Source organism: Stutzerimonas marianensis (assembly GCF_022810315.1).
GTDB classification, from domain to species: domain Bacteria; phylum Pseudomonadota; class Gammaproteobacteria; order Pseudomonadales; family Pseudomonadaceae; genus Stutzerimonas; species Stutzerimonas marianensis.
Genome location: NZ_JALGRD010000009.1, coordinates 16,444 through 41,287 on the forward strand (window position 1 = coordinate 16,444; position 24,844 = coordinate 41,287).

The window sequence follows — 24,844 nt, forward strand, 5'->3', positions numbered from 1 at the left end:
AGAATACGCGGCCCGACTGCTCCCCCCTCCGAGGCTGTTCCGACGATGTTGATCCTGCGCGGCGCTCCCGCTCTTTCTGCCTTCCGTCACGGCAAGCTCCTGGCGCAACTGACCGAGAAGGTCTCCGCTGTGAGCGGGTTGTACGCCGAGTTCGCCCATTTTGCCGACGTCTCCGGCGCGTTGAGCGCGGATGAACAAACGGTTCTGGGTCGGTTGCTCAAGTACGGTCCGACTGTTCCTGTGCAGGAGCCTGGTGGGCGCTTGTTCCTGGTCGTTCCGCGCTTCGGCACCATCTCGCCGTGGTCGAGCAAGGCCAGCGACATTGCGCGCAATTGCGGTCTGGACAAGATTCAGCGCCTGGAGCGCGGTATCGCCTATTACGTGTCCGGCGAACTGTCCGATTCCGACGCCGAGATGGTTGCTGCGGTCCTGCATGACCGCATGACTCAGGCGGTGCTGACAGGCTTTGACGCCGCCGAAGCGTTGTTCAGCCATGCCCAGCCCCGGCCGCTTCGGGCTGTCGATGTGCTCGGCGGAGGCCGCGCTGCTCTGGAGCAGGCCAACCTCGATCTGGGCTTGGCGCTGGCAGACGACGAGATCGACTATCTGGTCGACAGCTTCACCGACCTGGGCCGCAACCCGCACGACATCGAGCTGATGATGTTCGCTCAGGCCAACTCCGAGCACTGCCGCCACAAGATTTTCAATGCCAGCTGGGATATCGATGGCGAAAGCCAGGAAAAGTCGCTGTTCGGCATGATCAAGAACACCTACCAGATGCACGGCGAAGGGGTGCTGTCTGCCTACAAGGACAACGCGGCGGTTATCGTCGGCCACCGCGCCGGGCGTTTCTATCCCGATGCCGATACCGGCAAGTACGGGGCCAACCAGCAGCCCGTACATATCCTGATGAAGGTGGAAACCCACAACCATCCGACCGCCATCGCGCCCTTCCCGGGCGCCGCAACCGGCTCGGGCGGCGAAATCCGCGACGAGGGTGCGACCGGCCGCGGCGCCAAGCCCAAGGCAGGCCTGACGGGCTTCACCGTGTCGAACCTGAACATCCCGGGCTTCGAGCAGCCTTGGGAAGTGCCTTACGGCAAGCCTGAGCGCATCGTCACGCCGCTCGACATCATGATCGAAGGCCCGCTGGGCGGTGCGGCGTTCAACAATGAATTCGGTCGCCCGGCGCTGAACGGCTATTTCCGCACCTTCGAGCAGTTGATCAAGACCCCGCGTGGCGAGGAAGTGCGCGGGTATCACAAGCCGATCATGCTGGCCGGCGGCATGGGCAACATTCGCGAAGACCATGTGCAGAAGGGCGAGATCTCGATCGGTGGCAAGCTGATCGTGCTGGGTGGTCCGGCCATGCTCATCGGGCTGGGCGGTGGTGCGGCGTCTTCCATGGCCACCGGTAGCAGCTCGGCGGATCTGGACTTTGCCTCGGTACAGCGCGACAACCCCGAGATGGAGCGTCGTTGTCAGGAGGTCATCGATCGCTGCTGGCAGCTGGGCGAGAAGAACCCGATCAAGTTCATCCATGACGTGGGCGCCGGCGGCCTGTCCAACGCGTTCCCCGAACTGGTCAACGACGGCGGTCGGGGCGGCCGCTTCGAGTTGCGCAAGGTACCTAACGACGAGCCGGGTATGGCGCCGTTGGAAATCTGGTGCAACGAATCCCAGGAGCGTTACGTCTTGTCGGTCGATGCCGCGGACCTGGAGCGCTTCGAGGAAATCTGCCGGCGCGAGCGTTGCCCCTTCGCCGTGGTCGGCGAAGCCACCGCTGAACCGCAGTTGACCGTGTCGGACAGTCACTTCGGTAACAACCCGGTGGATATGCCGCTCAATGTGCTGCTCGGCAAGACGCCTCGCATGCATCGCAGCGCGGTGCGCGAGGCCGAGCTGGGGGACGACTTCGATGCCGGGCAGGTGGAGCTGCTGGAGGCGATCGACCGTGTCCTGCGCCATCCGGCCGTTGCCAGCAAGAGCTTTCTGATCACCATCGGTGACCGCAGCATTACCGGCATGGTCGTGCGTGACCAGATGGTTGGGCCCTGGCAGGTGCCTGTTGCGGACTGCGCGGTTACGGCGACCAGTTTCGATGTCTACACCGGCGAGGCCATGGCGATGGGCGAGCGCACTCCGCTGGCCCTGCTCGATGCGCCGGCTTCGGGGCGTATGGCGATCGGTGAAACCCTGACTAACCTGGCCGCAGCGAGTATCGAAAAGCTCTCTGACATCAAACTGTCGGCCAACTGGATGGCGGCGGCGGGGCACCCGGGTGAGGACGCGCGGCTGTACGACACCGTCAAGGCCGTTGGCATGGAGCTTTGCCCGGCACTGGGTATCACCATACCGGTGGGCAAGGATTCGATGTCGATGAAGACCCGCTGGCAGGACGAGGGGGCGGAGAAGAGCGTCACCGCTCCACTGTCGTTGGTCGTGTCCGGCTTTGCACCGGTGGTTGACGTGCGCAAGACGCTGACCCCGCAATTGCGGATGGACAAGGGCGAAACGGACCTTATCCTCATTGACCTCGGCCGGGGTCAGAATCGGATCGGGGGTTCGATCCTGGCGCAGGTCTATGGTCAGCTCGGGCGCACCGCGCCAGATGTGGACGACCCTGAGGACCTGCAGGCGTTCTTTGCCGTCGTGCAGGGGCTCAATGCCGATGGCCTGCTTCTGGCCTACCACGACCGGTCCGACGGGGGCTTGCTCACCACGGCGCTGGAGATGGCCTTTGCCGGTCATTGTGGTCTGGATCTGAGTCTTGAAGCGCTGGTCGACGACGCGGCTGCGATTCCGGCGGCGTTGTTCAACGAAGAGCTGGGCGCGCTGATCCAAGTGCGTCAAGGCGATACTGAAGTGGTGCTGGCGCAGTTCAGCGCGGCAGGGTTGGCCGATTGCGTGTCCGTCATCGGCAAACCGGTCAACAATGGGCATGTGGCGATTCGCTTCGACGGTCAGGATGTGTTCAGCGGAGATCGCCGCCTGTTGCAGCGCCAGTGGTCGGAGACCAGCTACCGTATCCAGCGCCTGCGCGACAACGCCGATTGTGCCGATCAGGAATTCGATGCGCTGCTCGAGGAAGACAATCCGGGCTTGAGCGTCAGCCTTGGGTTCGACGTCAACGAGGACATCGCGGCGCCCTATATCAAACGTGGCGTACGGCCCGAAGTTGCCATTCTGCGTGAGCAGGGCGTCAACGGTCAGACGGAAATGGCGGCGGCGTTCGACCGCGCCGGCTTCGCTGCGGTCGATGTGCATATGAGCGACATCCTTTCCGGGCGCATCAGCCTGGAGCGCTTCAAAGGGCTCGTCGCGTGCGGCGGTTTCTCGTACGGCGACGTGCTGGGCGCCGGTGAAGGCTGGGCCAAGTCCATCCTGTTCAACGCTAGGGCACGCGAGGATTTCAGTGCCTTCTTCGAGCGCAAGGACAGCTTTGCGCTCGGCGTGTGCAACGGTTGCCAGATGCTGTCCAACCTGCACGAGCTGGTGCCGGGTAGCGAATCCTGGCCGCACTTCGTGCGTAACCGCTCGGAGCAGTTCGAAGCACGTGTCGCCATGGTGCAAGTACAGGATTCGCCGTCCATATTCCTTCAGGGCATGGCCGGCTCGCGGTTGCCGATCGCCATCGCCCATGGAGAGGGGCATTCGGAATTCGAAAGCGAAGAGGCACTGCTCGAGGCCGACCTTTCCGGGACCGTGGCGCTTCGCTATGTCGACAATCATGGCAAAGTGACCGAGCGCTATCCGTTCAACCCGGGTGGCTCGCCGCGCGGCATTACTGGTCTGACGACGCGGGATGGGCGCGTGACCATCATGATGCCGCACCCCGAGCGCGTGTTCCGTGCCGTTACCAATTCCTGGTGCCCGGACGATTGGAAGGAGGACGGCGGCTGGATGAGGATGTTCCGCAATGCTCGGGTCTGGGTGGATTGAGCATTGAGGTAACCGAAGAAGCTCGAAACGCGTTGCGTTTCGGGCTTTTTTCATATCTGTGACCCGCTGCCCCCGGGCGGCTGAACCAAGCACCGGTGGCTGCGTCTCATGGTGATCGACGCTTGCTGGCACGGCCTAAGGCCGCTGGACCCTACCGCTCTGCCGGTGTCCAGGCAGTGGCCGGTACTCGTATCTAAGTACGGAGATGTTGATGTACAAACTGTGTTTCTATGTTCCGGAGAGCCATCTGGACGCTGTCAAGAAAGCGGTTTTTGCAGCGGGTGCCGGGCGCATCGGTGCTTATGACAACTGCTGCTGGCAAGTGTTGGGGCATGGCCAGTTTCGCCCGCTGGAGGGTAGCCAGCCCTTCCTGGGCCAGCACGGGCACGTGCAGACCGTCTCGGAGTGGAAGATCGAGCTCGTGGTTGCCGACGAGCTGATCCACGACTGCGTGAAGGCGCTGAAGAAGGCCCATCCCTACGAGACGCCGGCGTTCGAGGTGTGGCGCCTGTCCGACATGCAGTTCTGACTGTCGCTTGATGCAAAGAACCCCGGGTTGAGCAGCCCGGGGTTCTTTCGTTTGCGTGTCGGCGTGGATCAGACGCTGACGCTCAGACGCACGTCGATGTTGCCGCGGGTGGCGTTCGAATAGGGGCATACCTGATGAGCAGCCTCCACCAGTTGCTCCGCCTGTGCCTGGTCGAGCCCTGGCAGCAGGACGGCCAACTCGACTTCCAATCCGAAACCTCCCGGGATCTGCCCGATACCAACCTTGCCGGTCACGGAAGTGTCGCTCGGCAGGGATACCTTCAGCTGCTGAGCGGTGAACTTGAGCGCGCCTATGAAGCAGGCCGAATAGCCGGCTGCGAACAATTGCTCGGGATTGGTGCCGTCGCCGCCTGCGCCGCCGAGCTCCCGTGGTGTGGACAACTTCACGTCGAGCACGCCATCCGATGAGCGTGCGCGCCCGTCTCGACCGCCTGTGGCGGTCGCTGAAGCGGTGTACAAAGCGTTGATACGTTGCATGGTGACGTTCTCCTGCGTAAAGGTGTGCCAAGATATTAGTGCGATGTTATTTATCGCGCAAGTTAAATGGGCGCGGCAGGAACGTGCGTGCGAGCCGAGGCTCAGCCGCCTTGAAGGAGTGCGTTGCGCAAAGCGACTAACTGAGTGTGAAGCGCTCGCAGCTTCTCGGGCGATTGGCCGGTGCACTGCAACATGCAGTCGGGGAAGCCGGCGGCGCGTCCTTTCAAGGCCTTACCGGCCTCGGTCAGGTGCAGCTCGACTACACGTTCGTCCTGGCTGCTGCGGACCCGGTTGATCAGCCCTTCAGCTTCCAGCCGTTTTAGCAGCGGCGTCAGGGAGCCTGGCTCGGTCAACAAGCGCGCACTGATTTCGCCGACGGTCTGGCCGTCGCGCTCCCACAGGGCAAGCATCGCCAGGTACTGGGGATAGGTCAGGCCGATACTGCGCAGCAAGGGCTTGTAGGCCTTGGTCATCTGCAGCGAGGCGGAATAGAGTGCGAAGCAAAGCTGATTGTCGAGCTGTAGCTGTTCGTCGGATGAGGCGTCGTTCATGAGTGACCGGATAACGGATTAGGTGGCCCGACGTTACCCCGCATGTACAGCGTGCGCAAAGCGGGGCGTCAGGGGCGGATTTCAATGAGCGTGCCGTTCTTCACCAGGCCCCAGATCTCGCGCATGTCGTCGTTCTTCAGCGCGATGCAGCCCTCGGTCCAGTTCAGCGTATGGAAGAACCACTCTGGATATTCTTCGTCCAGTGGCGTCCCGTGCAGCATGATCATGCTGCCGGGCTTGTCGCCGGTTCTTTTGGCGCGGTCGAGGTCTTTCGCGTTCGGATACGAAATGTGCATTGCGAGGTTGTACTTGTCCGACTCCTTGCGCCAGTCGATCCAGTAGAAGCCTTCCGGGGTGCGCTGGTCGCCCTCGCGCTCTTTCGGGCCCGGTTGCTTGCCCAGGGAAACTCGGTAGCTTTTCATGGTCACGCCCCGGCTGATCAGGTGCAGCTGACGCTCCGATTTGACGACCAGCACCTTGTCGATGAAGTGATCGTCGAAAACCTGGGTCGCGTTGGCATGAGAGAGGGTGGCGAAGGTGAAGCAGACTATAGCGAGCAGCCAGCGCATCGAGGTACGTCCTGAATCGTTACTGCATCAGGCCTGTTTTCGCACTACTCGCATCGCTTCGATGGCTTCGTTTCGTACCGGGAAGGCCTGCTGGACCCGGTCAGCGAAGAAGTATTCTAGGGTACGCCCCACGGTGGGAAAAGCCAGCTCGGACCAAGGGACGTCAGCTTGGTCGAAAAGCTGCACTTCCAAACTCTCGTCACCCGCGCGGTAATCGTCATCGACGAGTTCTGCCCTGAAGAACATATAGACCTGATTGATGTGCGGCAGGTCGAAAAGCGTATAAAGCTGCAGTCCGGTGACTCGTGCGCAGGCTTCCTCGAACGTTTCTCGTTCAGCGGCTTGCCGGACCGTTTCACCGTTTTCCATGAACCCGGCCGGAAGCGTCCAGTAGCCCCGTCGAGGCTCGATCGCTCGACGGCAGAGCAGGACCTGACCCTGCCAAACGGGCAAGCAGCCGGCGACAATCCGCGGATTCTGGTAGTGGATGGTCTGGCAATTGTTGCAGACGTGGCGGGGGCGGTTGTCACCCGCCGGCACGAGCTCGGTAATGGACCCGCCGCATTGGCTACAGAATTTCATCGCGCTTCCCTTTTCGATACCGGGCTCGGCGGCCCAGCCGGAGCCGTTTGCCCAATCAAGGCTGAGAGTGGCTGGCGCCCGGGAAGTTTTCAAGCCGATTCCCTTAGGTGCCCTCATTGGTGTGAGGAGGCGTTTCCTGCGTCTTGGGCGCTTCGGTGATTCATGCCATGATGCCCGCAAAGACAGAAAGAGAAGATCCATGCTGGACAGGATTCTCCAACGGGTGCGCGACTATTCTCCGCATCTCCTGGAGCCGGAAGCGCGGATGCCTGAGGCGGCCGTGCTGATGCCCATTACACGGAGCGACTCGCCCGAGCTGGTGCTGACCCTGCGTGCCAGTGGGCTGTCGACACATGGTGGCGAGGTGGCTTTCCCTGGTGGTCGCCGCGATCCGGAAGACGACGATCTCATCCAGACGGCGCTGCGTGAGGCAGAGGAGGAGGTCGGGCTGGCGCCGGGTATGGTGGAGATCGTCGGCCCCATGAGCAGCTTGGTGTCGCTTCACGGTATCCATGTGACGCCTTTCGTCGGGATCGTGCCCGACTATGTCGACTATCGTGCCAACGATGCCGAGATCGCCTCGGTGTTTTCCGTGCCGCTGGATTTCTTCTGCCAGGACACACGTGAGATCACGCACCGAATCGACTATCAGGGCGGCGTCTGGTACGTGCCCTCCTATCGTTATGGTGAGTACCGGATCTGGGGGCTGACGGCGATCATGATCGTCGAGCTCGTTAATCTGATCTATGACGCCGGCATCGAGATGCGTCGCGCACCTGCCAGCTACCTTGACCTGAGCCAGAGGAAATCCTGACCATGAAATATCGCCTGGGAGAGGTTCGCGTCGATGCGGATCCCGAGAGCTGGGTGGCGCCCAACGCCACGCTGGTAGGCAAGATCCGTCTGGAGCCGGGGGCCAGTGTCTGGTTCGGCGCGGTCCTGCGCGGTGACAACGAACTGATCCACGTCGGTCGCAACAGTAATGTGCAGGACGGCAGTGTGATGCACACCGACATGGGGCATCCATTGACGCTGGGTACCGGAGTGACCGTTGGTCACAATGCCATGCTGCATGGCTGCACTGTCGGCGACTACAGCCTGGTGGGCATCAATGCGGTGATTCTGAATGGTGCGAAGATCGGCAAGTACTGCATCATCGGCGCCAACGCGCTGATCCCCGAGGGTAAGGAAATTCCTGACGGCTCGCTGGTGGTGGGGTCGCCAGGCAAGGTGGTGCGTGAGCTGACCGAACAGCAGCGCAAGATGCTCGAGGCCAGCGCCGCGCACTATGTTCACAATGCCCAGCGCTACGCTCGGGACCTGGCGGAGCAGTCGGAGTGAGCAGCGAGGAAAGACCCCTTGCCTCGCCGTGCGTCAGCATCTGCGCTCTGGACGAGGATGACATCTGCACGGGTTGCCAGCGCACTGTCGAGGAAATTCGACGCTGGCGAAGTATGGACAATGACGAGCGGCGTCAGGTGCTGTTGCGCTGCCATGAGCGTGCCCGGGCCAGCGGCATGCTGCTTTGATTTGCACTGCTGTGGAATCACCCTGATCAACTGACGAGGAACACCATGCCCCGAATCGGCACCCCATTATCGGCCAGCGCGACCCGCGTATTGCTCTGTGGTTCAGGCGAGCTGGGCAAAGAGCTCGTCATAGAGTTTCAGCGCCTGGGGGTCGAAGTCATCGCCGTGGATCGTTACGCCAACGCACCCGCCATGCAAGTGGCCCATCGGCACCATGTCATCGACATGCTCGACGGCGCTGCGTTACGTGCGGTCATCGAGCGGGAACGGCCGCACTACATCGTGCCGGAGATCGAGGCTATCGCCACGGCTACGCTGGTCGAGCTCGAGGCCGAGGGCTATACCGTCATTCCGACCGCACGCGCTGCGCAATTGACGATGAACCGCGAGGGTATTCGTCGGCTGGCCGCCGAGGAGCTGGGGCTTCCGACGTCGCCTTACCGATTTGCCGACTCGCTCGAGGAGTGCCGCGCGGCGGCGCTGGCGCTCGGGTTTCCCTGCGTGATCAAGCCGGTGATGAGTTCGTCGGGCAAGGGCCAGTCCGTCTTGCGCAGCGAGGAGGACGTGAACGGGGCTTGGGACTATGCGCAAGCTGGCGGTCGTGCTGGAAAGGGGCGAGTGATCGTCGAGGGTTTCGTCGACTTCGACTACGAAATTACCTTGCTCACGGTCCGTCATGCGGGCGGTACCACCTTCTGTCAGCCGGTTGGACATCGACAGGAAAAGGGCGATTATCAGGAATCCTGGCAACCGCAGCCGATGTCCGCGGCGGCGATGGCCGAGGCCGAGCGCATTGCCCTGGCGGTAACCGGTGCCCTGTCGGGGCGAGGCCTGTTCGGTGTCGAGCTGTTCGTGAAAGGGGACCAGGTCTGGTTCTGCGAAGTTTCGCCCCGTCCACATGATACCGGGCTGGTAACGCTGATCTCCCAGGATCTGTCCGAGTTCGCCCTGCACGCCCGCGCAATCCTCGGGCTGCCCATCCCGGTCATTCGCCAGAATGGCCCCTGCGCTTCGGCCGTGCTGCTGGTAGAGGGCGAGTCCTCGCAGGTCAGCTTCGGCAACCTGGACGCAGCGTTGGCCGAACCGGACACCGCGTTGCGCTTGTTCGGCAAGCCGGAAGTCAAGGGGCAGCGACGGATGGGGGTCGCGTTGGCACGTGACGAGTCGATCGAGACGGCACGCGCCAAGGCGCTGCGCGTCGCCGCAGCGATTGACACACAATTCTGAACGGCAGAGGGCTAGGGTTGTTCGTCCGGCGACGTCACCGTGTCATCGATGACCCAGGCTCGCACGCTCTTCACCCGATTGTCTGCTGCTTGAAGGATTTCGAAGCGGTACTGCCCGATCTGCAGACAGGTGCCGCTGTCGGGGATGTGCTCGAGTGCTTCGGTGATCAGGCCGTTGACCGTCTTCGGGCCTCCGCAAGGTAGCTGCCAGCCGAGCGCCCGGTTGAGTTCGCGCAGATAGGCGGCTCCATCGATCACCAGAGTGCCGTCGTCCTGTGCATGCACGTCAGGGCTGCGCAAGGCATCCTGATTGCTGAACTCGCCAACGATTTCTTCGAGAATATCTTCCAGCGTGACGATGCCGAGCACATCACCGTACTCGTCAACGACAATCCCGATCCGGCGCTTCTGCTTCTGGAAGTTGAGTAGCTGGATCGACAGCGGCGTGTTTTCCGGTACGAAATAAGGCTCGTTGCAGGCCTCGAGCAGGCTTTCACGCGTCAGCTGATCATGGCTGAGCAGGCGCGCAATCTGCCGCATGTGGACAATCCCTTCGATCTGGTTGATGTCCTTGCGAAAGACCGGCAGACGCGTATGCGGCGTGGTGCGCAGCTGGGTGACAATGCTCTCGAAGTCATCCTCGATATCGATGCCGGCCACTTCGTTGCGCGGAATCATGATGTCATCGACCGTAACCTTTTCCAGGTCGAGGATGCTGAGCAGCATGCTCTGTCGATTCATCGTCATGTTGCTGCCCGATTCGCGGACGACGCTGCGCAGCTCTTCCGTCGAAAGGCTCTCATTGCCCTTGTTGTTCAGGTCCACGCCCAGCAGGCGCAGCAATCCATTACTGATGGCGCTCAGCAGCGCGACCAGCGGATAGAGCACCTTTTGTAGAAGCAGCAGGGGCAGGCTGACCGGGTAGGCCACCACCTCCGGTCTCAGCGCGGCGAGCGTCTTGGGTGTGATTTCACCGAAGATGAGGAGGATGATCGTCAAGCCGACCGTTGCGATCGCGATGCCGGCTTCGCCCCACAGTTTGATTGCCAGCACCGTGGCGATGGAGGAGGCGAGGATGTTGACGAAGTTGTTACCGACCAGAATGGTGCCGAGCAGTCGGTCGGGGCGGGCCAGCAGCGCACTGGCGCGCTTGGCGCCCCGGTGACCCTCTTTCGCCTGATGGCGAAGACGGTAGCGGTTGAGGCTGAGCATCCCGGTTTCCGAACTGGAAAAGAATGCCGAGCAAAGAAGCAGGAAGACCAGCAGTCCGACGAGAAAGCCGGGGTGTAAATGTTCCACGTGGCTGCCTTAGATGTGCAGGATGAATTCGCGGACGAGTTTGCTGCCGAAGTACGCCAACATCAGCAGGCAAAAGCCCGCCAGCGTCCAGCGGATGGCCTTGTAGCCGCGCCAACCCAGTTGGTGGCGACCCCAGAGCAGCAGGCCGAACACCACCCATGCCAGTACCGATAACAGAGTCTTGTGTACCAGATGCTGGGCGAACAGGTTGTCCAGAAAAATCCAGCCCGAGACCAGCGATGCGGAAAGCAGCAGCCAGCCAGCGAGCAGGAAGCCGAACAGCAGGCTTTCCATTGTCTGCAGTGGCGGGAAGTTTTTGATCAGTCCAGAGGGGTGCTTGTGCTTGAGATGATGGTCCTGCAAGAGCAGGAGCAAGGACTGGAACACGGCGATCGTCAGCATTCCATAGGCCAGGATCGACAGCAGGATGTGCGCGAGGATGCCGGGTTGTTCACTGATCGCCGGAGCCGTGCCAGACGGGGCGAATTCGGCGAAGAGCACCGTCAGGCACCCCAGCGGAAAGAGCAGTAACAGCAGGTTTTCGACCGGCATGCGGTACAGCGCGAGCAGAATCAGCAGGATCACTGCCGCGGCGATCAGGCTCGAAGCGTTGAAAAAGTCGAGATGCAGGCCGCTCGGTGACAGCAGCTGGACAAACAGGCTGACACCGTGCGCCACCAGGGCCAGCGTGCCCAGCAGCAGCAGCAGACGTTTGTCCGGCATGGTGCGTTGCACCAAGCGCAGGCCTTGGTATCCGGTGACGCCCGCATAGAGGCAGGCGGCAGCTAGGCTCGGTAGCAAAGGATGCATAGATGTTCAAAGCGGCTCGGAAAGGCGTTGAGTGTGGCACAAACGTCTGACACGCAAAAGCGCGCGGAGGCCGGTCCTTCTCACTTTGACGACATGGAAGGACTGCTGGTGGGGTCTGTTCTGGCCGGGCGCGATGAAAAGCCTGTCGATGGGGTACCGACGCAGGGTGCGCAGCTTCTATAATCGCCGCCTTCACCACATTCAGCGTGGAACGGCTCATGTTTGAAAATCTAACCGATCGCCTCTCTCAGACGCTTCGCCATGTCACCGGCAAGGCCAAGCTGACCGAAGAGAACATCAAGGACACCTTGCGTGAAGTACGCATGGCCCTGCTGGAAGCCGATGTCGCGCTGCCAGTGGTCAAGGACTTCGTTGCCCGGGTCAAGGATCGTGCGGTCGGCACCGAGGTGTCCAAGAGTCTGACGCCCGGTCAGGCGTTCGTGAAGATCGTGCGTGCCGAGCTCGAATCGCTGATGGGCGCTGCAAACGAAGACCTGGCCCTGAACGTGGCGCCGCCGGCCGTCGTGCTGATGGCGGGCCTGCAAGGTGCGGGCAAGACGACCACGGTCGGCAAGCTGGCCCGCTTCCTCAAGGAACGCAAGAAGAAGTCGGTCCTGGTGGTCTCGGCGGACGTTTACCGACCGGCTGCCATCAAGCAGCTGGAAACGCTGGCGGGTGAGGTCGGGGTGACATTCTTCCCGTCGGATACCAGCCAGAAGCCGGTCGATATCGCCCTGGCTGCGATTCGGGAGGCCAAGCTCAAGTTCATCGACGTCGTGCTGGTCGATACCGCCGGCCGCCTGGCCATCGACGCCGAGATGATGGCCGAGATCCAGGCCGTGCATGGTGCGATCAAGCCGGCGGAGACCCTTTTCGTCGTCGATGCGATGACGGGTCAGGATGCTGCAAACACCGCGCGTGCTTTCGGTGAGGCGCTACCGCTGACCGGCGTGGTGCTCACCAAGGTCGATGGCGACGCACGGGGCGGTGCGGCGCTGTCGGTGCGGCATGTCACCGGCAAACCGATCAAGTTCATCGGTATGGGTGAGAAGAGCGATGCGCTCGAGCCCTTCCATCCTGACCGGATCGCTTCCCGCATCCTGGGCATGGGCGATGTACTCAGCCTGATCGAGCAGGCCGAGCAGACCCTGGATCGCGAGAAGGCGGAGAAGCTCACCAAAAAGCTGAAGAAGGGCAAGGGGTTCGACCTCGAAGATTTCCGCGACCAGCTTCAGCAAATGAAGAACATGGGCGGCCTGGGCGGCCTGATGGACAAGCTGCCGGCCATCGGTGGGATGAATCTGTCGCAGATGGGCAACGCCCAGGGTGCGGCTGAAAAGCAGTTCAAGCAGATGGAAGCGATCATCAACTCCATGACCCCGGCCGAGCGCCGCAATCCCGATATCATCAGTGGCTCGCGCAAGCGCCGCATCGCGCTGGGGTCGGGTACCCAGGTCCAGGACATTGGTCGCCTGATCAAGCAGCACAAGCAGATGCAGAAAATGATGAAGAAGGTCACCGGCAAAGGTGGCATGGCCAAGATGATGCGCGGCATGGGTGGGATGTTCCCCGGCGGCGGGATGCCCAAGTTCTGATGGCGTTCGAATCGGCCTAAGGGCGCCGCCGGCCCGCTTGCCGCGGCCCGCGCCGGCATTTCAAAAAAGCCATTTGCAAAAGCCCGGATAATCCTTAGAATATGCGGCCTTTCGGGCCTTGGGCCCTGCATTCAGATTTGCTGTACCGACTACAGGAACGATGTTCACATGGTAACTATTCGTCTGGCCCGTGGCGGCTCCAAGAAGCGCCCTTTCTACCACCTGACCGTGACCAACAGCCGCAACCCGCGCGATGGTCGCTTCGTTGAGCGTATCGGCTTCTTCAATCCGATCGCCTCGGGTGCGGAAGTGAAGCTGTCTGTGGATCAGGAGCGTGCTGCCTACTGGCTGAGCCAGGGCGCGCAGCCGTCTGAGCGTGTTGCTCAGCTGCTGAAGGAAGCTGCCAAGGCCGCTGCCTAATTTCATGAGCGCAACGTCTGCTCCGGCCGAGGACCTGATTGTCATCGGCAAGATTGTGTCGGTGCATGGCGTGCGTGGTGACGTGAAGGTCTATTCCTTCACCGACCCGATCGACAACCTGCTCGAATACCCGCGCTGGACGCTCCGGCGAGGCGATGAAGTCAAGCAGGTTGAGCTGGCCAAGGGGCGCGTCCAGGGCAATATCCTGGTGGCGTCGCTGCAAGGACTGACGGATCGTGAGGTTGCGCGTACCTACGCCGATTTCGAAATCTGTATCGCCCGCAGCGAACTGCCTGATCTGGCCGGCGAAGAGTATTACTGGTACCAGCTTCAGGGGCTTGTGGTCATCAACCAGCTTGGGCATGTGCTCGGCCGCGTTGACCACCTGCTCGAAACCGGTGCCAACGATGTCTTGGTGGTCAAGCCGTTCGACGGCAGCCTGGATGATCGTGAGCGACTGCTGCCCTATACGGATCCTTGTGTTTTGAAGATCGATCTGGATGCGGGCGAGATGCACGTCGAGTGGGATGCGGACTTCTGAGCGACATGACGACTATGCGTGTCGAAGTGATCAGTCTGTTCCCGGACATGTTCGCGGCTATCCGTGACTATGGCATTACCAGTCGTGCGGTAAAGCAGGGGCTGCTCCAGTTGCGCTGCTGGAATCCTCGAGCCTATACCGAGGATCGGCATCAGACGGTGGATGATCGACCGTTCGGTGGCGGCCCCGGAATGGTCATGAAGATCAAGCCACTCGAGCTTGCCCTGGCGGATGCCAGACAGGCCGTTGGCGAAAAGGCGAAGGTGATCTACCTGTCGCCACAAGGGCGTCAGCTGAAACAGGCCGATGTCCGTGACCTGGCGAAGCAGGATGCATTGATCCTCATTGCGGGACGCTACGAAGGTATCGATGAGCGCTTCATCGAGGCGCATGTAGATGAGGAGTGGTCGATCGGTGACTACGTCCTGTCCGGTGGTGAGCTGCCGGCCATGGTGCTGATCGACGCTGTGACTCGGTTGCTCCCCGGAGCGTTGGGTCATGCTGATTCTGCCGAGGAGGACTCGTTTACCGACGGCCTGCTCGACTGCCCGCATTACACCCGTCCGGAGGTGTATGCGGATAAACGTGTTCCTGATGTGCTACTCAGTGGCAATCACGAACACATCCGGCGTTGGCGTTTGCAGCAGTCGCTTGGACGGACCTGGGAACGCCGCGCTGATCTTCTGGATGGCCGCTCGCTTTCTGGAGAAGAACAGAAGCTGCTGGAGGAATACATCCGCCAGCGGGACGATAGTTAACGTATCGATGGCACACCATAAGGGTGCTGCCTTAGGAGCACACAGCATGACCAACAAGATTATCCAGGCGCTCGAAGCCGAGCAGATGACCAAGGAATTGCCATCCTTCGCCCCGGGCGACACCGTCGTGGTCCAGGTCAAGGTAAAGGAAGGCGAGCGTCAGCGTCTTCAGGCGTTCGAAGGCGTCGTGATCGGCAAGCGCAACCGCGGCCTGAACAGCGCGTTCACCGTTCGCAAGATTTCCAATGGTGTTGGCGTCGAGCGTACCTTCCAGAGCTACAGCCCGATGGTCGATAGCGTCAGCGTCAAGCGTCGCGGTGATGTGCGCAAGGCCAAGCTGTACTACCTCCGCGCGCTGTCCGGCAAGGCGGCCCGCATCAAGGAAAAGCTTTCCTGATAAGTGCTTCCAGAAAAAAGCAGCCTCCGGGCTGCTTTTTTTATGCCTGGTCGACGCTGGCTGACGTCTGGCTCGGGGTGTGAAACACTGGCGCTTCCAACGCTGCGATGGATACAAATGCCTGCTCGAGATGACCCGTTGATCGACCGTTTTCTGGATGCCCTGTGGCTGGAAAAAGGACTTGCGGAGAATACGCGCCAGGCCTATCGAAGCGATCTGGCCCTGTTCAATGGCTGGCTCGACGAGCGGGGCGTGCGGCTGGCTGATGCGGGGCGTGATGTGATCCTTGATCACCTGGCGTGGCGCCTGCACAACGCTTACAAGGCGCGTTCGACGGCGCGCTTGCTGTCCGGCTTGCGGGGTTTCTATCGTTTCCTCGTGCGTGAGGGGCTGGTCGCTATCGACCCGACGTTGCAGGTGGACTTGCCGCGGCTCGGGCGGCCGCTGCCCAAGGCCATGTCCGAGGCCGACGTCGAGGCGCTACTGGCCGCGCCGGATCTGGGCGATCCCCTTGGGCTTCGGGATCGTGCAATGCTCGAAGTCCTGTATGCATGCGGGCTTCGGATCACTGAACTGATTAGTCTCACGCTGGAACAGGTCAATCTGCGGCAAGGGGTATTGCGTACGTTCGGCAAGGGCAGCAAGGAACGGTTGGTGCCGCTGGGCGAGGAGGCGAACCACTGGCTGGAGCGTTACCTGCGCGATGCAAGGCGGGAATTGCTGGGGGCAAAGATCGGCGACGTGGTGTTTCCCAGTCAGCGTGGCGACCAGATGACCCGGCAAACGTTCTGGTACCGCATAAAGCTGCACGCGAAAGCGGCGGGTGTCACCGCTTCGATTTCCCCGCACACTTTGCGGCATGCATTTGCCACTCATCTGCTTAACCATGGTGCGGATCTTCGCACCGTGCAGATGTTGCTGGGCCATAGTGACCTGTCGACGACGCAAATCTATACCCATGTCGCGCGCGCGCGCCTGCAGGCGCTGCATGCGCAGCATCACCCCCGCGGCTAGTTGCCAACCGGATCATATCCGCAGCGGGCGCGCTGCGTGGGGGGTGGGCCCTATGGTACGCTGCCGACTTTCCTTGATCGATGTCGCCAGGAGACTCCATGCGCGTGATGCGTCTTATCGCTGCCGTTAGCTTTGGGCTCGCCAGCTCTTTCGTGCTGGCCGCCGACGCGGAACAGGCGATCCGTGATTCACTGAATGCGATACAGCCCGACATGCCCATCGAGGCCATCGCGGAGAGCCCAATGCCGGGCGTCTATCAGGTCCAGCTCAAGGGTGGGCGTCAGCTGTATGCCAGCGCGGATGGACAATTTCTCATTCAGGGCTACATGTACCAGTTCAAGGACGGTCAGGCGACCAATCTGACCGAACAGGCGCAAAGTCGCTCCGTCGCGAAGGCGATCGAGGCCGTGCCGACTAGCGAGATGGTGGTGTTCGCACCGGAGAATCCCAAGGCGCACATCACCGTTTTCACCGACACCGATTGCGGTTACTGCCAGAAGCTTCACAGCGAAGTGCCGGAGCTCAACCGGCGAGGCATCGAGGTTCGCTACATGGCCTTCCCGCGTCAGGGCATGGGCAGCCATGGCGCCAACACGTTGACAAGCGTCTGGTGTGCGAAAGACCGCCAGGCGGCGATGAACAAGGCCAAGGCGCGCGAAGACGTGCCGGCAGCCTCTTGCGACAATCCAGTGGCCAAGCAGTACGAGCTGGGTCAGCTCATCGGTGTGCAGGGTACGCCCGCAATCGTCTTGTCCGACGGCCAGATGATTCCCGGTTACCAGCCCGCCCCACAGCTGGCCGAGTTGGTGCTTCAGGCCAAGTGATCGTCCGGCGATAGATCTTCTGGCGCCTTCGCCTCCCTCCGTTGGGAACTGTCGCGCTCGCTGCGTTCAAAGCAGAAACTCAGACGGTGGAGGCGAACATGAAGCTCGAAGGGTCCTGTCATTGCAAGGCGGTCCGATTCTCGCTCGAATCGGCAGAGCCTTATCCGTTCATGCGCTGCTACTGCTCGATTTGTCGTAAGACAGCGGGTGGTGGCGGCTATGCGATCAACCTTGGCGGAGATGCGCGCACGTTGCAGGTCGAGGGGCGCGAGCATCTCAGTATCTACCAGGCAAGGATCACCAACGACGCGGGCGAAACTCGGATCAGTGATGGCCAGCGGCATTTTTGCAAGCACTGCGGCAGTGCGCTCTGGTTGTGGGATCCCAACTGGCCCGAACTGGTCCACCCGCATGCGTCGGCCATCGATACCGACCTGCCTGTGCCTCCGGAATCGACGCATCTGATGCTCGCGTCCAAGGCATCCTGGGTTCAGCCTCAGCTTGGGCCGGACGACCGTTGTTTCGAGCGCTACCCTGACGAATCCCTGGCGCAGTGGCATCAGCGGCTCGGGCTGCAGGACAAGGCCTGATGACCCCACGGTCATTAGTCTAGAGGGAGATTTGACTAAACCCTGTGCGCTTCGTAATGTGCGACTCTTTTGTTCGGCCGCAGTATCCGGTCGTTCGCTGGAAGGGGGAGTGCAGCTTGAAACCGGTGAAAGTTGGCATCTGTGGGTTGGGAACGGTCGGCGGCGGCACCTTTAACGTGCTCACGCGCAATGCCGCGGAAATTGCCCGTCGCGCAGGTCGTGGCATCGAAGTCGCCCAGATAGCTGCTCGCCGCATCAACCCCAAGTGCGATACCGGTGACATTCCCATCACTGCCGATGTGCTCGAGGTGGCCTGCAATCCGGAAATCGACATCGTTGTCGAGTTGATCGGGGGTTACACGCTGGCCCGCGACCTGGTGCTGCAGGCGATCGACAACGGCAAGCATGTGGTCACTGCGAACAAGGCGCTAATCGCCGTGCATGGCAACGAAATCTTCGCCAAGGCCCGTGAAAGAGGCGTTATCGTTGCGTTCGAGGCTTCGGTCGCAGGCGGCATTCCGATTATCAAGGCAATCCGTGAAGGCCTGGCGGGCAACCAGATCAACTGGCTGGCCGGCATCATCAATGGCACCGGCAACTTCATCCTGACCGAGATGCGCGAGAAAGGTCGCACGTTCGAAGACGTTCTCAAGGAAGCCCAGGAGCTCGGTTATGCCGAGGTTGACCCGACGTTCGACGTCGAAGGCATCGATGCGGCGCACAAGCTCACCATTCTTGCCTCTATCGCGTTCGGCATCCCCCTGCAGTTCGACAAGGCCTACACCGAGGGCATCTCCCGCCTGACCACAGCCGACGTCAACTATGCCGAGGCGCTGGGCTATCGCATCAAGCACTTGGGCGTCGCACGTAGCACCGCTGCTGGTATCGAGTTGCGCGTGCACCCGACGCTGATTCCTGCCGACCGGCTGATCGCCAACGTCAATGGGGTGATGAATGCCGTGATGGTCAACGGCGATGCCGTTGGCTCGACCCTCTACTATGGGGCGGGTGCCGGGATGGAGCCGACCGCGTCCGCCGTGGTCGCGGATCTGGTGGACGTCGCCCGCGCGCTGACCACCGATCCGAACAACCGCGTACCGCACCTGGCGTTTCAGCCCGATTCGCTGTCGGCTCACCCGATTCTGCCGATCGGCGCCTGCGAGAGTGCGTACTACCTGCGGATCCAGGCCAAGGATCATCCCGGCGTGCTGGCCCAGGTAGCGACGATCCTGTCGGAGCGAGGCATCAATATCGAGTCGATCATGCAAAAGGAAGTCGAGGAGCATGACGGCTTGGTGCCAGTGATTCTGGTGACACACCGTGTGGTCGAACAGCGCATCGACGATGCCATCGCCGCGCTTGAATCGCTGGATGACGTGGTCGGCAAGGTTGTCCGTATCCGCGTCGAGCAATTGGCTTGAGGCTGAAGGCTGAACGACAACGCTCTTCGGCCAGTCCTTCAACCTTCGATGCCCTTATCGGCTTTTGAGGCTTTATCAATGCGCTACATCAGTACCCGCGGCCAGGCACCGGCCCTGAACTTCGAAGACGTGCTGCTGACCGGGTTGGCCAGCGACGGTGGTCTCTACGTACCGGAAAACCTGCCGCGGTTCACGGTCGAGGAAATCGCGTCCTGGGCCGGATTGCCGTATCACGAGTTGGCCTTCAAGGTGATGCGCCCCTTCGTCGCCGGTAGCATCTCCGACGCCGATTTCAAACAGATTCTGGAGGACACCTACGGGGTCTTCGCCCACAGCGCGGTGGCGCCGCTGCGCCAGCTCGCCGGCAATGAGTGGGTGCTGGAACTGTTCCATGGCCCGACCCTGGCCTTCAAGGATTTCGCGCTGCAGTTGCTGGGGCGTCTGCTGGATCATGTGCTGGCCAAGCGGGGCGAGCGGGTAGTGATCATCGGTGCCACGTCCGGTGACACCGGCTCGGCGGCAATCGAAGGCTGCCGGCGTTGCGAGAACGTCGATATCTTCATCCTGCACCCGCACAACCGCGTCTCCGAGGTGCAGCGTCGCCAGATGACCACCATCCTGGGCGACAACATCCACAACATCGCCATTGAGGGCAATTTCGACGATTGCCAGGAGATGGTGAAAGACAGCTTCGCCGATCAGGGTTTCCTCAAAGGCACGCGCCTGGTGGCGGTCAACTCGATCAATTGGGCGCGGATCATGGCCCAGATCGTTTACTACTTCCACGCAGCCCTGCAGCTCGGAGGACCGGCGCGCTCGGTGGCGTTCTCGGTGCCGACAGGCAACTTCGGAGATATTTTCGCCGGTTACCTGGCGCGCAACATGGGCCTGCCGGTCAGCCAGCTCATCGTTGCCACCAACCGCAACGACATCCTGCACCGCTTCATGAGCGGCAACCGCTACGACAAGGACACGCTGCATCCCTCCCTGTCGCCGTCGATGGACATCATGGTGTCGTCCAATTTCGAGCGTCTGTTGTTCGACCTTCATGGCCGCAACGGTGCCGCCATCGCCGAGCTGATGAGCGGATTCAGGGCCAGCGGCAAACTCTCGGTCGAAGAAGAGCGCTGGGTCGAGGCGCGCCGACTGTTCGACTCGCTGGCTGTCGATGACGAACAGACCTGCAAGACGATCGCGGAGGTCTTCGCGGCGACGGGCGAACTGCTGGATCCGCACACTGCGATCGGCGTACATGCTGCGCGTGAGTGTCGCCGCAGCCTTGCCACGCCGATGGTGACGCTCGGTACGGCCCACCCGGTCAAGTTCCCCGAAGCGGTCGAGAAGGCAGGTGTGGGTAAGGCGCTCGAACTGCCCGCGCATCTTGCCGACCTGTTCGAGCGCCCGGAGCGCTGCACCGTGCTGAAGAATGACCTGAAAACCATGCAAGCATTCGTCAGCGAACATGGGAACCGAGGCAAGCCGCTGTAAACCAGCGGTAGCAACAAAAAAGGCCAGTCGCGTGACTGGCCTTTTTCTTGTGGCGGGGCGACGCGGATACTATTCGTCGAATTCTTCCCAGCCACCCATTTCCCTCCACCGATTGACGATGCCGCAGAACAGTTCGGCCGTCTTTTCGGTGTCGTACCGTGCAGAGTGCGCTTCGCGTCCATCGAAGTCGATGCCGGCGGCCTGGCAGGCTTTCGCGAGGACGGTCTGACCGTAGGCGAGGCCGGCCAGCGTCGCGGTGTCGAAACTGGAGAACGGATGGAAGGGGTTGCGTTTGATGTCGCAGCGAGCGATGGCGGCGTTCAGAAAGCCGAGGTCGAAGCTGCTGTTATGACCGACCAGGATGGCGCGCTTGCAGCCGGCTGATTTCACGGCCTTGCGCACGCTGCGGATGATCTCGTTCATCGCCTGCGCCTCGGGGACCGCCATGCGCAGCGGGTGGTCGAGCTTGATCCCGGTGAACTCCAGCGCGGCGGGTTCGATATTGGCGCCGACGAAGGGTTCCACGCGGAAGAACAGCGTGTCCTGTGGATAGAGCAGGCCTTGTTCGTCCATGCCGATGGTTACCGCGGCGATCTCAAGCAGAGCGTCCGTTGCGCAATTGAAGCCGCCACACTCCACGTCGACCACCACCGGAAGGAAGCCACGGAATCGGTTGGCCATGGGTGAGCGGGGCTTGCCGGACGGGTTGCTCTCGAGTTCGTCGTCGAACTGGTCGTCGCTCATGAGCGGGGCTCCAGACGCCACTGCAGCGTTTCGCCCGCGCGCAGCGGGACGACGACGTGTTCGCCGAAGGGCAGACTGGCGGGAACACTCCAGGACTCGCGCACCAGCGTGATGGTCTCGGTGTTGCGGGGCAGGCCATAGAAGTCCGCGCCGAAGTGGCTGGCGAATGCCTCCAGGCGATTCAGTGCACCACGCTGCTCGAACGCTTCGGCGTAGAGTTCAATGGCTGCGAAGGCGGTGTAGCAGCCGGCACAACCGCAGGCGTTCTCCTTCGCGTGCTGGGCGTGCGGCGCCGAGTCGGTTCCGAGGAAGAACTTCGGATTGCCGCTGGTCGCTGCGTCGAGCAGGGCTTCCTGATGCGTGTTGCGCTTGAGAATCGGCAGGCAGAAGAAATGCGGGCGAATCCCGCCCACCAGCATGTGGTTGCGGTTGTACAGCAGGTGATGGGCGGTGATCGTGGCGCCTACGTTATTGCCGGCGGCCTGGACGAACTGGACGGCATCGCGCGTGGTGATGTGTTCGAACACGACTTTCAGCGTCGGGAACCGCTCGGTCACACGGCTCAGTTGCTCATCGATAAAGCATTTCTCGCGATCGAAGATGTCGATCTCGGCGCGTGTGACCTCGCCATGTACCAACAGCGGCAGGCCGACCTCGGCCATGGTTTCGAGTACAGGGAAGATATTGTCGATCCGCGTGACGCCCGAGGCCGAGTTGGTCGTCGCGCCGGCCGGGTAGAGCTTGGCGGCGAAGACATAACCACTTGCCTTGGCGGTGCGGATCTCTTCAGGTTGGGTCGCATCGGTGAGGTACAGCACCATGAGCGGCTCGAACTGGCTGCCGTCCGGGCGGGCAGCAAGGATGCGCTGACGATACCCCTGCGCTTCGTTGGCATTGCGAACCGGTGGGACCAGGTTTGGCATGATGATGGCGCGCGCGAACTGGCGCGCGGCGTCTGCCACGGTGTGCGGCAGCGCTGCGCCGTCGCGCAGGTGGATGTGCCAATCGTCGGGGCGCAGGAGAGTCAGTCGGTCGGACATGCGGGGTTCCAAGGCGGTAAAACGTGCAGGAATGCTACCGGAATCGCAGAAAAAAATCGCCGCAGGCTCGGCGCCAAGCCTGGCGTGCTCGCGCTGTGCCTTGCGCCAGGGTGGTCCGGGGCGGTTCAAGTTTCCGGCGTCGGCACCGATACCTCCCTTGAATGTTCAGCCCATCGTGGAGCCTCTTGTGCGCCTGCGTCTTCTAGTTCTGGCCTGCCTGTTGGCCCCGTCGGCCAACGCCATTACCTTCCAGACCCGTCTGGAAAATGCGCAGTGGCAAGTCGAAGGCGATCAGTTCGAATGCCGCCTGAGCCAGGCCATCGCCGGCTTCGGCAAGGGCGAATTCGTCCGGCGCGCCGGCGAGCAGCCGACCTTTCGTCTGCAGTCCCCTGATCGCTGGTTCGGCACCGGGGCGGCCACGTTGTTGGCGGCTGCCGCGCCCTGGCAACCCGAGCGCAATGATCTGAACCTCGGCGTGGTCTCGGTGGCCGGTGGCGATATCCCGTTCAATAGTTCGCAGCTGCAGGCCGGGCGCCTGCTGACGGGCCTGCTCGAAGGGCGCAGCCCGGTCATTCGCCATCGAACCTTGCAGGGTGGTGATGCGCTCGAGGTGCGCCTGCTGCCGGCGCGATTCGGCAAGGCCTACGAAGATTTCAGGGTCTGCACGACCAAGTTGCTGCCGGTCAATTTCGAGCAGATCCGCCAGTCGCAGATCGGTTTCCCCGCGGGTGATATCGCGCTGGACGCGCTTGGACAGGCGAAGCTCGACATCATCCTGCAATTTCTCAAGGCCGATCCGAGCGTCAATGTCATCCAGCTCGACGGGCACTCGGACAACAGCGGCAATCGGCTGACCAACCGCGACCTGTCACGGCGTCGAGCACTTTCTGTCGAGGCCTACCTGATCGCCAATGGTGTGCCGAAGGAGCAGATCACCGTGCGCTTCCACGGTGAGCGCTATCCGCTGGTGCCCAACAGCAGCGAGGCCAATCGCGCCAAGAATCGTCGCGTCACCCTGCGGCTCGACCGAGGGCCAGCCGCCGTATCGGCCACAGCGGCGCCGACAGCGCCAGCATCCTGAGGCCAGTCGGGCCCGTGCCCCTGTAAAAGGGGCGTCGCGACCAGTAGAATTGCCGCTTTCCTTCAATCCCGGGAGTGGATGGCAATGGCCGACGTAAAGAAGGTAGTCCTGGCGTATTCCGGTGGCCTGGACACCTCGGTGATCCTCAAGTGGCTGCAAGACACCTATGACTGCGAAGTAGTGACCTTCACCGCCGATCTCGGCCAGGGCGAGGAAGTCGAGCCAGCCCGTGCCAAGGCCCAGGCCATGGGCGTCAAGGAAATCTACATTGACGACCTGCGCGAAGAGTTCGTTCGCGACTTCGTCTTCCCGATGTTCCGTGCCAATACCATCTACGAAGGCGAGTATCTGCTGGGTACCTCCATCGCCCGTCCGCTTATCGCCAAACGCCTGATCGAGATCGCCAACGAAACCGGCGCCGACGCCATCTCCCATGGCGCCACCGGCAAGGGCAACGATCAAGTGCGCTTCGAGCTCGGCGCGTACGCGCTCAAGCCGGGCGTGAAGGTGATCGCGCCCTGGCGCGAGTGGGACCTGCTCTCGCGCGAGAAGCTGATGGACTACGCTGCCAAGCACGAGATCCCGATCGAGCGTCACGGCAAGAAGAAGTCGCCATACTCGATGGACGCCAATCTGCTGCACATCTCCTACGAGGGTGGCGTGCTGGAAGACACCTGGACCGAGCACGAAGAGGACATGTGGCGCTGGACCAAGTCTCCGGAAGCCGCACCGGACACCCCGACATACATCGAGCTGACCTACCGCAAGGGTGACATCGTCGCCATCGACGGCAAGGAGATGACCCCGGCCCAGGTACTGACCTACCTGAACAAGGTCGGTGGCGAGAACGGCATCGGCCGCCTGGACATCGTCGAGAACCGCTACGTCGGCATGAAGTCGCGCGGCTGCTATGAAACCCCCGGCGGCACCATCATGCTCAAGGGCCATCGCGCCATCGAGTCGATCACCCTGGATCGCGAAGTGGCCCATCTGAAAGACGAGTTGATGCCCAAATACGCCAGCCTGATCTACAACGGCTACTGGTGGAGTCCGGAGCGCAGCATGCTGCAGCAGATGATCGACGCCTCCCAGGTCAATGTGAACGGTGTGGTGCGCCTGAAGCTCTACAAGGGCAACGTTATCGTCGCGGGCCGCAAGTCCGACGATTCGCTGTTCGACGCCAACATCGCGACCTTCGAGGATGATGCTGGGGCCTACGACCAGGCCGATGCCGGTGGCTTCATCAAGCTCAATGCACTGCGCATGCGCATCGCTGCGAACAAGGGTCGGACGCAGTTCTGATCCTAAGCCCGAGCCCCAGGGCTTGCTGCTTCAGGGCCAGACGCCGTGCTGGCCCATCCAGGCCCCGGTCACAAGCCGGGGCTTGTCATTAGCCA

At 61.8% G+C, this 24,844-nt stretch carries 26 protein-coding genes; 18 read left to right on the forward strand and 8 right to left on the reverse strand.

Translation table 11 applies throughout. The annotated features are described in order from the left end of the window. The first annotated feature begins 45 nt into the window (after nucleotides 1-45). Complete coding sequence (gene purL / locus MST27_RS16110; RefSeq protein ID WP_243606965.1) at nucleotides 46-3,942, forward strand: phosphoribosylformylglycinamidine synthase; 3,897 nt, start codon at nucleotides 46-48, stop codon at nucleotides 3,940-3,942. A 211-nt stretch (nucleotides 3,943-4,153) separates the two neighbouring features. Further along, entirely contained in the window at nucleotides 4,154-4,471 is a 318-nt protein-coding gene (locus tag MST27_RS16115; RefSeq protein WP_243606966.1) for a YqfO family protein, read from the forward strand. A 68-nt stretch (nucleotides 4,472-4,539) separates the two neighbouring features. Here the strand turns inward: MST27_RS16115 and MST27_RS16120 are convergent, their stop codons facing one another. From MST27_RS16120 to MST27_RS16135, 4 genes are all read right to left on the reverse strand, one after another. Further along, nucleotides 4,540-4,968 (reverse strand): organic hydroperoxide resistance protein, encoded by a 429-nt coding sequence (locus MST27_RS16120; protein ID WP_243606967.1) that lies wholly within the window; start codon nucleotides 4,966-4,968, stop codon nucleotides 4,540-4,542. Nucleotides 4,969-5,069: 101 nt separating this feature from the next. Then, on the reverse strand, nucleotides 5,070-5,519 hold the full coding sequence (locus MST27_RS16125) for a MarR family winged helix-turn-helix transcriptional regulator (RefSeq protein ID WP_243606968.1): 450 nt from the start codon (nucleotides 5,517-5,519) through the stop codon (nucleotides 5,070-5,072). Nucleotides 5,520-5,587: 68 nt separating this feature from the next. Then, nucleotides 5,588-6,088, reverse strand: a complete 501-nt coding sequence (locus MST27_RS16130) for a L,D-transpeptidase family protein (RefSeq protein ID WP_243606969.1) — start codon at nucleotides 6,086-6,088, stop codon at nucleotides 5,588-5,590. Between the two features lie 27 nt (nucleotides 6,089-6,115). Further along, nucleotides 6,116-6,670: an NUDIX hydrolase gene (locus tag MST27_RS16135; RefSeq protein WP_243607193.1), complete on the reverse strand. Its 555-nt coding sequence runs from the start codon at nucleotides 6,668-6,670 to the stop codon at nucleotides 6,116-6,118. Nucleotides 6,671-6,869: 199 nt separating this feature from the next. On the opposite strand from MST27_RS16135, the gene MST27_RS16140 reads away from it, so the two are divergent. The 4 genes from MST27_RS16140 to purT are packed head-to-tail and all read left to right on the forward strand — an operon-like array spanning nucleotide 6,870 to nucleotide 9,426. Next, on the forward strand, nucleotides 6,870-7,484 hold the full coding sequence (locus tag MST27_RS16140) for a CoA pyrophosphatase (protein ID WP_243606970.1): 615 nt from the start codon (nucleotides 6,870-6,872) through the stop codon (nucleotides 7,482-7,484). 2 nt (nucleotides 7,485-7,486) lie between these two features. Next, nucleotides 7,487-8,011 carry a gamma carbonic anhydrase family protein gene (locus MST27_RS16145; RefSeq protein ID WP_243606971.1) on the forward strand — a complete coding sequence of 175 codons (525 nt, stop codon included), beginning with the start codon at nucleotides 7,487-7,489 and terminating at the stop codon, nucleotides 8,009-8,011. After that, nucleotides 8,008-8,199, forward strand: coding sequence for a DUF1289 domain-containing protein (locus MST27_RS16150; protein WP_243606972.1), 192 nt, complete (start codon nucleotides 8,008-8,010; stop codon nucleotides 8,197-8,199). The genes MST27_RS16145 and MST27_RS16150 overlap by 4 nt, the downstream gene beginning before the upstream one ends. A 45-nt stretch (nucleotides 8,200-8,244) precedes the next feature. Next, nucleotides 8,245-9,426: a formate-dependent phosphoribosylglycinamide formyltransferase gene (purT, locus tag MST27_RS16155; RefSeq protein ID WP_243606973.1), complete on the forward strand. Its 1,182-nt coding sequence runs from the start codon at nucleotides 8,245-8,247 to the stop codon at nucleotides 9,424-9,426. Nucleotides 9,427-9,437: 11 nt separating this feature from the next. Here purT and MST27_RS16160 read toward each other — a convergent pair whose 3' ends face one another. Both MST27_RS16160 and MST27_RS16165 read right to left on the reverse strand, forming a co-directional pair. Further along, nucleotides 9,438-10,724 carry an HlyC/CorC family transporter gene (locus MST27_RS16160; RefSeq protein ID WP_243606974.1) on the reverse strand — a complete coding sequence of 429 codons (1,287 nt, stop codon included), beginning with the start codon at nucleotides 10,722-10,724 and terminating at the stop codon, nucleotides 9,438-9,440. A gap of 9 nt (nucleotides 10,725-10,733) precedes the next feature. Continuing rightward, entirely contained in the window at nucleotides 10,734-11,534 is an 801-nt protein-coding gene (locus MST27_RS16165) for a cytochrome C assembly family protein (protein WP_243606975.1), read from the reverse strand. Nucleotides 11,535-11,752: 218 nt separating this feature from the next. On the opposite strand from MST27_RS16165, the gene ffh reads away from it, so the two are divergent. The 10 genes from ffh (at nucleotide 11,753) to thrC (ending at nucleotide 20,582) form a co-directional block, all read left to right on the forward strand. Next, nucleotides 11,753-13,129: a signal recognition particle protein gene (ffh, locus tag MST27_RS16170; protein WP_243606976.1), complete on the forward strand. Its 1,377-nt coding sequence runs from the start codon at nucleotides 11,753-11,755 to the stop codon at nucleotides 13,127-13,129. A 168-nt stretch (nucleotides 13,130-13,297) separates the two neighbouring features. Beyond that, nucleotides 13,298-13,549 (forward strand): 30S ribosomal protein S16, encoded by a 252-nt coding sequence (rpsP, locus tag MST27_RS16175; protein WP_243606977.1) that lies wholly within the window; start codon nucleotides 13,298-13,300, stop codon nucleotides 13,547-13,549. A 4-nt stretch (nucleotides 13,550-13,553) separates the two neighbouring features. Continuing rightward, on the forward strand, nucleotides 13,554-14,090 hold the full coding sequence (gene rimM / locus MST27_RS16180) for a ribosome maturation factor RimM (protein ID WP_243606978.1): 537 nt from the start codon (nucleotides 13,554-13,556) through the stop codon (nucleotides 14,088-14,090). A 5-nt stretch (nucleotides 14,091-14,095) separates the two neighbouring features. Next, nucleotides 14,096-14,848 (forward strand): tRNA (guanosine(37)-N1)-methyltransferase TrmD, encoded by a 753-nt coding sequence (gene trmD, locus MST27_RS16185; RefSeq protein ID WP_243606979.1) that lies wholly within the window; start codon nucleotides 14,096-14,098, stop codon nucleotides 14,846-14,848. A 46-nt stretch (nucleotides 14,849-14,894) separates the two neighbouring features. Beyond that, nucleotides 14,895-15,245: a 50S ribosomal protein L19 gene (rplS, locus tag MST27_RS16190; RefSeq protein ID WP_243606980.1), complete on the forward strand. Its 351-nt coding sequence runs from the start codon at nucleotides 14,895-14,897 to the stop codon at nucleotides 15,243-15,245. 117 nt (nucleotides 15,246-15,362) lie between these two features. Continuing rightward, the gene (xerD, locus tag MST27_RS16195) at nucleotides 15,363-16,259 is read left to right on the forward strand and encodes a site-specific tyrosine recombinase XerD (protein ID WP_243607194.1); all 897 of its coding nucleotides are present in this window, start codon (nucleotides 15,363-15,365) and stop codon (nucleotides 16,257-16,259) included. 98 nt (nucleotides 16,260-16,357) lie between these two features. Beyond that, nucleotides 16,358-17,083 (forward strand): DsbC family protein, encoded by a 726-nt coding sequence (locus tag MST27_RS16200; RefSeq protein WP_243606981.1) that lies wholly within the window; start codon nucleotides 16,358-16,360, stop codon nucleotides 17,081-17,083. Nucleotides 17,084-17,181: 98 nt separating this feature from the next. Next, nucleotides 17,182-17,673 (forward strand): GFA family protein, encoded by a 492-nt coding sequence (locus MST27_RS16205; protein WP_243606982.1) that lies wholly within the window; start codon nucleotides 17,182-17,184, stop codon nucleotides 17,671-17,673. Between the two features lie 116 nt (nucleotides 17,674-17,789). Next, the gene (locus MST27_RS16210; protein ID WP_243606983.1) at nucleotides 17,790-19,094 is read left to right on the forward strand and encodes a homoserine dehydrogenase; all 1,305 of its coding nucleotides are present in this window, start codon (nucleotides 17,790-17,792) and stop codon (nucleotides 19,092-19,094) included. Between the two features lie 78 nt (nucleotides 19,095-19,172). Then, nucleotides 19,173-20,582 (forward strand): threonine synthase, encoded by a 1,410-nt coding sequence (gene thrC / locus MST27_RS16215; protein ID WP_243606984.1) that lies wholly within the window; start codon nucleotides 19,173-19,175, stop codon nucleotides 20,580-20,582. 69 nt (nucleotides 20,583-20,651) lie between these two features. On the opposite strand, the gene rnt is transcribed toward thrC, so the two are convergent. Together rnt and pyrC are read right to left on the reverse strand one after the other, a co-directional pair. Then, nucleotides 20,652-21,326: a ribonuclease T gene (gene rnt / locus MST27_RS16220; protein ID WP_243606985.1), complete on the reverse strand. Its 675-nt coding sequence runs from the start codon at nucleotides 21,324-21,326 to the stop codon at nucleotides 20,652-20,654. Beyond that, nucleotides 21,323-22,366, reverse strand: coding sequence for a dihydroorotase (pyrC, locus tag MST27_RS16225; protein ID WP_243606986.1), 1,044 nt, complete (start codon nucleotides 22,364-22,366; stop codon nucleotides 21,323-21,325). The genes rnt and pyrC overlap by 4 nt, the downstream gene beginning before the upstream one ends. Before the next feature lie 187 nt (nucleotides 22,367-22,553). On the opposite strand from pyrC, the gene MST27_RS16230 reads away from it, so the two are divergent. Both MST27_RS16230 and MST27_RS16235 read left to right on the forward strand, forming a co-directional pair. After that, the gene (locus MST27_RS16230) at nucleotides 22,554-23,447 is read left to right on the forward strand and encodes a flagellar protein MotY (protein WP_243606987.1); all 894 of its coding nucleotides are present in this window, start codon (nucleotides 22,554-22,556) and stop codon (nucleotides 23,445-23,447) included. A gap of 84 nt (nucleotides 23,448-23,531) precedes the next feature. Beyond that, nucleotides 23,532-24,749 (forward strand): argininosuccinate synthase, encoded by a 1,218-nt coding sequence (locus tag MST27_RS16235; protein WP_243606988.1) that lies wholly within the window; start codon nucleotides 23,532-23,534, stop codon nucleotides 24,747-24,749. Nucleotides 24,750-24,844: the final 95 nt, after the last annotated feature.

Bases quoted from the DNA above. Each gene is read 5' to 3' on its own strand.
- MST27_RS16165 (WP_243606975.1), bottom strand. From the start codon at position 11,534: ATGCATCCTTTGCTACCGAGCCTAGCTGCCGCCTGCCTCTATGCGGGC.
- MST27_RS16235 (WP_243606988.1), top strand. From the start codon at position 23,532: ATGGCCGACGTAAAGAAGGTAGTCCTGGCGTATTCCGGTGGCCTGGAC.
- purL (WP_243606965.1), top strand. From the start codon at position 46: ATGTTGATCCTGCGCGGCGCTCCCGCTCTTTCTGCCTTCCGTCACGGC.
- MST27_RS16145 (WP_243606971.1), top strand. From the start codon at position 7,487: ATGAAATATCGCCTGGGAGAGGTTCGCGTCGATGCGGATCCCGAGAGC.
- trmD (WP_243606979.1), top strand. From the start codon at position 14,096: ATGACGACTATGCGTGTCGAAGTGATCAGTCTGTTCCCGGACATGTTC.
- MST27_RS16130 (WP_243606969.1), bottom strand. From the start codon at position 6,088: ATGCGCTGGCTGCTCGCTATAGTCTGCTTCACCTTCGCCACCCTCTCT.
- MST27_RS16200 (WP_243606981.1), top strand. From the start codon at position 16,358: ATGCGCGTGATGCGTCTTATCGCTGCCGTTAGCTTTGGGCTCGCCAGC.
- pyrC (WP_243606986.1), bottom strand. From the start codon at position 22,366: ATGTCCGACCGACTGACTCTCCTGCGCCCCGACGATTGGCACATCCAC.
- rplS (WP_243606980.1), top strand. From the start codon at position 14,895: ATGACCAACAAGATTATCCAGGCGCTCGAAGCCGAGCAGATGACCAAG.
- purT (WP_243606973.1), top strand. From the start codon at position 8,245: ATGCCCCGAATCGGCACCCCATTATCGGCCAGCGCGACCCGCGTATTG.
- MST27_RS16115 (WP_243606966.1), top strand. From the start codon at position 4,154: ATGTACAAACTGTGTTTCTATGTTCCGGAGAGCCATCTGGACGCTGTC.
- rnt (WP_243606985.1), bottom strand. From the start codon at position 21,326: ATGAGCGACGACCAGTTCGACGACGAACTCGAGAGCAACCCGTCCGGC.
- xerD (WP_243607194.1), top strand. From the start codon at position 15,363: ATGCCTGCTCGAGATGACCCGTTGATCGACCGTTTTCTGGATGCCCTG.
- MST27_RS16140 (WP_243606970.1), top strand. From the start codon at position 6,870: ATGCTGGACAGGATTCTCCAACGGGTGCGCGACTATTCTCCGCATCTC.
- ffh (WP_243606976.1), top strand. From the start codon at position 11,753: ATGTTTGAAAATCTAACCGATCGCCTCTCTCAGACGCTTCGCCATGTC.
- rimM (WP_243606978.1), top strand. From the start codon at position 13,554: ATGAGCGCAACGTCTGCTCCGGCCGAGGACCTGATTGTCATCGGCAAG.
- MST27_RS16125 (WP_243606968.1), bottom strand. From the start codon at position 5,519: ATGAACGACGCCTCATCCGACGAACAGCTACAGCTCGACAATCAGCTT.
- MST27_RS16120 (WP_243606967.1), bottom strand. From the start codon at position 4,968: ATGCAACGTATCAACGCTTTGTACACCGCTTCAGCGACCGCCACAGGC.
- thrC (WP_243606984.1), top strand. From the start codon at position 19,173: ATGCGCTACATCAGTACCCGCGGCCAGGCACCGGCCCTGAACTTCGAA.
- rpsP (WP_243606977.1), top strand. From the start codon at position 13,298: ATGGTAACTATTCGTCTGGCCCGTGGCGGCTCCAAGAAGCGCCCTTTC.
- MST27_RS16205 (WP_243606982.1), top strand. From the start codon at position 17,182: ATGAAGCTCGAAGGGTCCTGTCATTGCAAGGCGGTCCGATTCTCGCTC.
- MST27_RS16135 (WP_243607193.1), bottom strand. From the start codon at position 6,670: ATGAAATTCTGTAGCCAATGCGGCGGGTCCATTACCGAGCTCGTGCCG.